This is a genomic window from Campylobacter sp. (assembly GCF_030528245.1).
Classification (GTDB): Bacteria; Campylobacterota; Campylobacteria; order Campylobacterales; family Campylobacteraceae; genus Campylobacter_D.
The window spans coordinates 1-7,514 of the sequence record NZ_JAUMZG010000047.1 but is presented as its reverse complement, the minus strand read 5'-3'; the positions used below and the strand labels follow the sequence as shown (position 1 = coordinate 7,514).

Annotated in this window: 11 protein-coding genes; 10 read left to right on the top strand and 1 reads right to left on the bottom strand. The window is 46.7% G+C overall.

All coding sequences use genetic code 11. The annotated features are described in order from the left end of the window. The coding region (locus Q4A73_RS06980; RefSeq protein WP_303206735.1) for a hypothetical protein at nt 1–1,116 on the top strand (1,116 nt) is incomplete at its 5' end. Between the two features lie 580 nt (nt 1,117–1,696). Here the strand turns inward: Q4A73_RS06980 and Q4A73_RS06975 are convergent. After that, a complete protein-coding gene (locus Q4A73_RS06975) occupies nt 1,697–2,218 on the bottom strand; it encodes a hypothetical protein (protein WP_303206734.1) in 522 nt (173 codons plus the stop codon). Between the two features lie 50 nt (nt 2,219–2,268). Here Q4A73_RS06975 and Q4A73_RS06970 point away from each other — a divergent pair, with 50 nt between their 5' ends. The 9 genes from Q4A73_RS06970 to Q4A73_RS06930 are packed head-to-tail and all read left to right on the top strand — an operon-like array spanning nt 2,269 to nt 6,692. Further along, complete coding sequence (locus Q4A73_RS06970; protein ID WP_303206733.1) at nt 2,269–2,583, top strand: hypothetical protein; 315 nt, start codon at nt 2,269–2,271, stop codon at nt 2,581–2,583. A gap of 12 nt (nt 2,584–2,595) precedes the next feature. Next, nucleotides 2,596–4,392 carry a hypothetical protein gene (locus Q4A73_RS06965; RefSeq protein WP_303206732.1) on the top strand — a complete coding sequence of 599 codons (1,797 nt, stop codon included), beginning with the start codon at nt 2,596–2,598 and terminating at the stop codon, nt 4,390–4,392. A gap of 11 nt (nt 4,393–4,403) precedes the next feature. Continuing rightward, nucleotides 4,404–4,892: a DUF4376 domain-containing protein gene (locus Q4A73_RS06960; protein ID WP_303206731.1), complete on the top strand. Its 489-nt coding sequence runs from the start codon at nt 4,404–4,406 to the stop codon at nt 4,890–4,892. Then, on the top strand, nt 4,880–5,083 hold the full coding sequence (locus Q4A73_RS06955; protein ID WP_303206730.1) for a hypothetical protein: 204 nt from the start codon (nt 4,880–4,882) through the stop codon (nt 5,081–5,083). Before Q4A73_RS06960 ends, Q4A73_RS06955 begins: the two co-directional genes overlap by 13 nt. A gap of 4 nt (nt 5,084–5,087) precedes the next feature. Further along, nucleotides 5,088–5,543 carry a DUF5675 family protein gene (locus Q4A73_RS06950; RefSeq protein ID WP_303206729.1) on the top strand — a complete coding sequence of 152 codons (456 nt, stop codon included), beginning with the start codon at nt 5,088–5,090 and terminating at the stop codon, nt 5,541–5,543. A 3-nt stretch (nt 5,544–5,546) separates the two neighbouring features. Beyond that, nucleotides 5,547–5,954, top strand: a complete 408-nt coding sequence (locus Q4A73_RS06945) for a hypothetical protein (RefSeq protein WP_303206728.1) — start codon at nt 5,547–5,549, stop codon at nt 5,952–5,954. A gap of 3 nt (nt 5,955–5,957) precedes the next feature. Then, on the top strand, nt 5,958–6,323 hold the full coding sequence (locus tag Q4A73_RS06940) for a hypothetical protein (RefSeq protein ID WP_303206727.1): 366 nt from the start codon (nt 5,958–5,960) through the stop codon (nt 6,321–6,323). After that, on the top strand, nt 6,262–6,513 hold the full coding sequence (locus Q4A73_RS06935; protein WP_303206726.1) for a hypothetical protein: 252 nt from the start codon (nt 6,262–6,264) through the stop codon (nt 6,511–6,513). The genes Q4A73_RS06940 and Q4A73_RS06935 overlap by 62 nt, the downstream gene beginning before the upstream one ends. Further along, on the top strand, nt 6,510–6,692 hold the full coding sequence (locus Q4A73_RS06930) for a hypothetical protein (protein WP_303206725.1): 183 nt from the start codon (nt 6,510–6,512) through the stop codon (nt 6,690–6,692). Before Q4A73_RS06935 ends, Q4A73_RS06930 begins: the two co-directional genes overlap by 4 nt. Nucleotides 6,693–7,514 lie beyond the last annotated feature (822 nt).

Here is a 7,514-nt window from a genome sequence, read left to right as displayed (position 1 = left end):
GGGCTTTTTGTAACGACACTGAAAGCATCACTGACGGGCTTTCACGCGGACAGCATTTTAATCGATGATCCGATCAAGGTGGAAAATATGAAGTCCAAAAAAGAGCGTGAATTTGTTAATCAAGCCTTTAAGGATAGTGTTTTGACGAGGCTGCAGGATACGAAAAGCAATATTACAATTTTGATGCAGCGGCTTGGGGATGACGATCTGTGCGGCTTTTTGATGAACGAGCGGCATTTTTCGAGCGAAATCATCGACAAGTGGGTTCATCTTAAAATCGAGGCGCTGAGCAAAGAGCCGGCGACATACAGGGTTGGGGATTTTAGCTATGAAAGGGCCGCGGGTGAGCCGCTTTTTCCGGCCAAGCACGACGAGGAGCATTTGAAAGCGCTAAAAATCCAAATGGGCGAGGATGAGTTTAGCACGCAATATCAACAGGATCCTCATGCGACCGAGGCGGGTTATTTTTTGCTGGAGAATTTCAAAACGATCCCGAGCTTTGAAATGAAAAATCAAAACGAATTTATTTTTTTTGACGGGGCGGTGGCGCTCAATGCCCGCGCGGATAACAGGGCGCTGGTGGTGGTAGGGGTGGAAAATGCTGGCGAAAATAGCGCACGCTATGTTTTAAAAAACTGCTTTTATGGGATATGGGATGAGATGCAGACCTGTGAGCACATCATTGAAACGCTAATCGCTTACCCGCAGGCAAAATGCTACATCGAAAGCGACGGAGGGGGCGTCATCCTGCACAGGCTGCTGCAGCGTGAGATCGTCCGGGTGAATGAAAATCTCAAGCGGCAAAACAAGCCGCTAATAAGCAACATCATCGAGGTTTATCCGGCGAGCCGTAAAATTTCAAAGGTGGATAAAATCAAGGCCATGCGGGCCTTTTATAATAGCGGCGCGCTGGTGTTTTTGAGTCAGGCATTTGGACTCAATCAAATCAAAAAAGAGCTATTGAGCTTCAACCCAGAAAAGCCTTTTAGAAAAGACGACTGCATCGATGCGCTGGCTAGCTGTATTAATCACCCTGATGCCCGTCCCCCTGCAGAATTCAAGCCCAAGACTAGCACTGGGGCGCGGAGCCTTTATACTAGCACGTGGAATATTTGAGCCTCATTTTTTGAGGAAATAGTCGCGCAAAGCTATGAGCGCAAAGGATATGAACGAGACGGCTAAAAAACCGACCACAAGCCACCATGCGGTGTTGATGATATTATCGACGATGCTTCCCATGTCTGCCCTTTTTTTTGAAAATTGCTAAATGTTAATTTAAAATCCACGCAAAAAAAAAGGCTTAAGAAGCTTACGAAAGGAGAAATTTATGGAAACTTTGGCGATGATTTTTGAGGATTATGTGAATATTAATTTTGCGCTGGGCTTCTTTTTGGGATGACTGGTTGATGTCATCGAGCGATGGCAAAAGCTCGGCCAAAATCGGCGCCGATTTTTTGCGTGGAACTTTGCGCGCGGGGGCTTTGAGGCCGGACAAAATTTCCCATCGATGAGCAGCATTGAGGCTTGACAAAATTTCCCATCGAGCGATCAGGCCGGGTTTAAATTCACATCCTCAGTCGCGCGCGCGGGCTTTTTAAAATAGCCGTTTAAACCATCTAGCGCCTTCATAAAACGCAAAACGGGATAAGGCTAAGGGTTAGGGGCGGGATGGGTGCTTTCGCGTGAATTTGAAGCCCTAGGGCGTTTCTATTGTTTGGGCGAGTAGTTTTTTGAGTTCAGCCTCGCTTAGTTTTTCCATGTCAATGCTATCATCCTCGACACTCAGCGCACGATCGAGGATGTCTTTAGAATAGAGGCTTTTTTGTATGTTAGATAGCATATTAATGATTTTTTCGGCCATGGCTATCAAAGCGGGTGAAGGCTTGTGCCCCTCGCGCAGGGCGGCCATCCTTTTGAGCTCATGCTTAGCGTATAAAAAGCTCTCCAGCATGTTTTTGTGGATAAACTCAGCATTAAGCGCCGCGCTTAAAACCTGATCGCTTATCTTTTCGATTTCGAGATTAAACTCTTCCACGCTTAGGCTTTGAAATTCACGCAGGTCATCGATGTTGCGCGTAATGTTTTGCTTGATTTGACGGCTAGCCATGTCAATCCTTGTGCCAAATTCTTTTTTTAACAAGTCGGTTCTAATGTCCCTTTGTAAAACACCCTCGACCAGCTTGTTCCTTTGCCAGCCCTCGCGCCGCACCCAGACCATAAGGGTACGGTAGAGAATCCCTTAGGCCCTTTAATGAAAAGGCCAAGAGCGTGCAAATTTCAAGCTTTAGCGACTTTCAGAGCCTGATCGTTTTGCCAAAGTCCTGCGCGACCGGGCTCTTGGAGGTGTATGTGAATGAAAGTGTGAAGCTAGAGTCCTCAAGCGTCCTTAAGAGCGGGGATTTTTTGGAGGGCGCGCTGATTTTTAGCGTTTTGATTAATCTTTTTCAAACGGAAAGCAACGAGGCAAATTTACAGCGGGTGAGCTTTTACGAGCGGCTTTATGAAAAGGAATGTAACCGGCTTCGGGCCTTGATCGCTAACACGAGAGAGGCGAGAAGCTTTCAAACGTATTTTAACTACTAGAAAGGCAAAAAGATGAACGAGGAAAATAGAGCAGGGCAAAACGGCGAAATTTTAGATCCCCCCGCGTCCGAGGAGGGAACCCCCCTGACCCCCGGGGAAAATTCAGTCAGCGTAGATTTTAGAAAGGAGCTAAAAGCCCTACTGGGTGATAATACCAAGTGGCTCGAGCAGGTGAATTTGAGCCTTTTGGCCGTTTCGCATATGTATGAAAGTTTTTTAAAGCTTGATGAGGATTACCGGCTAGCTAGCAAAAAATGCGACACGACCTTGCAAGCGGTGGTGGAGCATTATCAAAACATCAAGGCGAAGGCGAGGGATGTCGAGGCTAATGTGGCTGCTTTTGAGCATAGCGCCCAGGCCTTGAGCGAAAGGATGAGCGAAAAGAGCGCGAGATTTGAGGAGATCCTCGAGGATGTGGAATATTTGAAGCACGAGATTGATGTTTATTATACGGAGATTGAAAAATTCCGCGCGCAGCTTGAGTTTTCGGCCGAGGATTTGGACAATAAAAAAGACGCTATTTTAAGCCAGCTTCAGGCCTTTCGCGCCGAAATTTCACAAAGCGAAACAAGCCTAAGAGGCCTCATTTCGCAGGCTGAGGAGGATTTGAACACAAAGCGGGCTGAGTTTCAGGCCTTGCGCAGCGACAGCCTGGATGAGTTTAGAGATTTAGCCACGCAAAAAGCTGGGGAAATCACGAGCGCCAAAAATGAGGCTCTTGACGCGCTTGAGGCTAAAAAAAACGAGCTGCTTGAGGGTATGACGGAGAATTTTGACAATAGTGAAATGATGACCCAGCTTGAAAATAAACGCACGGAGATTGAGAATTTTGGACACGATATTATCCGCCGCTTTGAGGTTCAGCATGAAAAATACAAAAGCATCGAGCTAAGTTTTGATAAGGTGATCGAGGTGGGTTACAACCACGAAACTGGACAATTTGCCTCACTGCATGAGGCCTTAAACGAGGCTGCGAAATTCAGGCGGCTTTTCAAAACGGACCAGCGCGCCGCTAGCGTTAAGGTCGAGCTGCAGGAGGGCTGGGAGTGGAATGAGCCGCTGGTGCTTGTTGATGTGGATTTAAGCGGCATTGTCATCGCACAAAAGAATCCAAACAACCCGATCATGGTGGATTTTTCACAGTGCTTTAGAGATCGGCAGGCTGTAAAATGCTTTATTTACCTTGAGAACTCAAGCCTGAACATCGACAGTCTGAATTTAAAGGCTAAGAGTTACGCTATGAGTGAAAGCGGCTGGCAGGGGGGGCTTTTTTACACGCGGCTAAACTCAAGCGTCACGGCGCGGAATTTAAGACTAGATATAACCCAAATCACTAAAACGGACAACAACGCTTTTTTTTATCCGTTTTATTTTGATGATAACACAAGGGTCGCGGTCGAGCACAAGATCGAGCTGGTGAGTCCATCCACTCAAGCGGTAGATAATGGGGTCTTGGTCGGTGCATCGAGCTCGGCCTACATCGGTCAGGTTAGCATCCATGGAAACTGCGGGCATAATGGGGTCTTGGTCAATGTATCGAGCTCGGCCTACATCGGTCAGGTTAGCATCCATGGAAACTGCGGGCATAATGGGGTCTTGGTCGGTGCCGCCAGTCGCCTCATTTCATGGGGCAGGGATAATGATTTTACACGATTTACAAGCGGGAATAAACACCGCACGGCTGTAGGCATGGGCTCGGTGCTGCAGATGCATGTAAGCGTGAAAAATGGGGGAAATTCAAACGAGCGCGCGACTAACATCGCCGAAAACACGCCGACTCTGCACGGCATCGTAAATTTTTTTAGCTAAAGGAGGATGGAATGGACTTAATGCAAATGAAGTGGCAAAAGCATGCTTACGGCCTGCATCATGGCCTAAGCGTGGATCTGGTGAGGCAAAACCCGAACATGCTTGATAACCCGAATTTAAGAGTGTGGAGGGATAGCCTTGAGGCGAGCGAGGCTCTGGTGGTGGCAAAGTGCGAGAAGCAGCGCGAAATCAACGAGGCGCGCGATGAGGCCTTGAAGCGCTTTGAGTTTGAGGGGGAGGTTTATCAAACGGGTGAGGCTAGCCTTGGTAAAATTTATTCCAAAGCAGCGCTGCTTTCCCAAAACGATTCGAATGTTATTGTAACGTGGATCACAGAGGATAATAGGCGGGTGGTCTTTAGCGTGGCGAAATTTAAAGAATTTGCCACGGCGCTGATGGAGGAGCAGGAGAGCATAGTTTTTAAGGCTAGAGCCCTTAAGGACGAGGTTGAGAGAGCGCAGAGCATCGATGCGGCGGAGGCTATATCATGGGATCGCTAGATCGCAGCGCGCCGCGCAAGGGTTTTGTGTTAGCACGGGATACGATAGACGAGATTAAAATTTACACGGAAGAGAACTGGGAAATTTTAAACGAGCTTTTAAATGATGCTGAGCTGATAGATAGGTATGAGGATGAGCTAATGAGCATGATGGAAAATACAGAAAAAATTTTTAAGCTTTTGCGAGGATGAATTGATGAGGATAGAAATTATAAATCGTTATCAGGCCAAAACCTGCGTGATTGGAAAATTTCAGGTGTATGAAGGCGAGGAGCTGGTGTGGAGCGCCTTTGCGCTGCAGGAGGATAAAGCTGGATATGAGCGCGGACAAGACCTTCGCCTGCCCGCGGGAGAGTATCGACTGAGGCGACATCCGGGGAGCCGCTTTGAAAAGAGGCTGCGCGAAATCACGGGTGATAAAAGGGCCGAGATGATATGCGTTTATAACGACCTTGTGCCTTATGATCGCTATATTTTGATACACTGGGGCAACACAGACAGGGACACACAGGGCTGCATTTTGCTGGGCAAGACTAAGGCTAACGATAACGAAAGCATAGGCTCAAGCGTTGCGGCCTGCAGGGAATTTTACACCCTTTTAAGCGGCGCGAATTTGGAAGATATAATATTAACCATAAGAGACGAGGTTTGAGGAATGAATACGGAAACCTTAACGACGGCGACACTTTTGGGAAATTTGGGTGCCGACGCCCTGCTGGGGCTGATTGTGATTGCTTTGGGAGCCGTTGTGGTGCATCTGTATAAGCAAAATATTGCGACCATCATGGAGCGGCAGGGGGAGCAGATTAAAAATTTGGAGGAAATTAAAACTGAGCTCAAGGAAAATACGCTTGTAACCAAGGCAAATTTACAGGCCTATAAGGAAAACAACGCCATGCTGCTTGAATACATGAAAAAACACTGTGATGAAAACATAGATAAGCTGGAACGTTTGGATGATAAGGTTAGTCGGATTGTCGAGGATATATCAAAATTAAAGCCTTGGCAGCGTTATGCAGAGGCGAAATTCGACAAAGTCATCAAAACCGACGAGAAGAATTAGCAAATGCTTGGGGCATTGTCGTTTTTGGGTGGATTTAGGCTGCTAGCCGCCGCGGGCTTTGCGGCGCTGGTGATAGCCCTCGGCCTGCTTTGGTGGCGCCTTGAGGCAAAGGCTAAGGAGGCCGCTTTTTTTGAGCAGGAGCTCAAGGCCGCGCTGGTGGCTAATGAGGATCTTTTTCGCGTCATCGAAAATTTACGCATCGAGCACCAGCGGCATATTAATGCACTTTGGTCGGCAAAGCATGAAGGTGAGCGGCTTATGCAGCGGGTGGAGAAGGCTAGAGGCTACATCGAGACGAGGAGGCAAAATGGCGAGGATAATATTACTAAGCTTTTTAACGATTTGCTTGAGCGCTTGTGGGACGAATAGTGTTGTTAATAGCGTGAAAATCGAGCGGGTGAAAATCCCTGCCGAGCTTTTGGAGATCCCACCGCTTTCACGGCCGCAGGTTAGTAATGAGCTTGAAATTCTTAATGCCTATTCTTTGCTTTTTTATCATTATAAGCGGTGCACCATAAACATGGAACAAATCAAAAAACTAAACGAGGGGGGAGAGTGATGATAGCTGGACATTTGGCGCTGGTGCGGGCACTGGGGGTTAAGGTCATTGGGACCGAAGCGGCCTCATCGATGGGAAATTTTGCCAGGACACAAAGCGGCCCCATCGATGGGAAATTTTGCCAGGACACAAAGCCCTCGCGCCCCAAACCCGACGACACCTCTCACGCAAAAGACTGAAGGCTGATTAACACGCTCAAGGATGTGAATTTAAACCCGGCTTGATCGCTCGATGGGAAATTTTGCCAGGACACAAAGCGGCCGCACGAGAGCAAGCGGGCAGACTTTCAGATCGGCGCCGATTTTGCGTGGCACTTTGCGCGGCCGCACGAGAGGCGGTTGAAATTCTTGGAAATTCTACAAGTTTTTGTAGATGATGCTATATTTTGCGCTTAAGGAATAAATTTCGCGCGGATTTACATGACACAAAAAGAGCCCCCCCTGCATGGATTTTAAAAAGTGGTGAAAATGAAAAACGGGAAATTTTGGCGGCCGAGGCAAACCCGGGCGGACACTCTTGACCCATCAGGCGAGCAAAAACCTTAAGACGCCTGATGTTTTGCTTATATTATGCTTAATTTTTTAATTTAAGGAAAAAAAATTTTTTTTTTAAGTTTTGGGTGTAAAAATGGGTCAAAAATGCCCGAATATTAAGCCGAAACTTATAGATGACTTAATTTAAGCTTTCTAAGCTTAAATGGCATCAAAAATATAAAAAACTTAAATCCTTGTTTTTTAACGAAAATCCCGACTTTTTCGGCCTTTGCTTTGGGTATCTTTGGTGATCTTTCTTTTTTTGTATTGAAAACTACAATTTTCATGAGCGTTTAAGTTTAGAAACCTTAAAGAAAAATTTTTTTATCTCTTTTTAAGATTTTTTTTTAAAAAATACTGCTTCAAAAAAAAGGCTTAAAAAATTTGAGGCCTTATTTTTGGGCTTGAGTTCTCAACAATGCCCCGTCATGCTACTTTCCCCACGCCAGTGAGGCGCAGTATCATCGC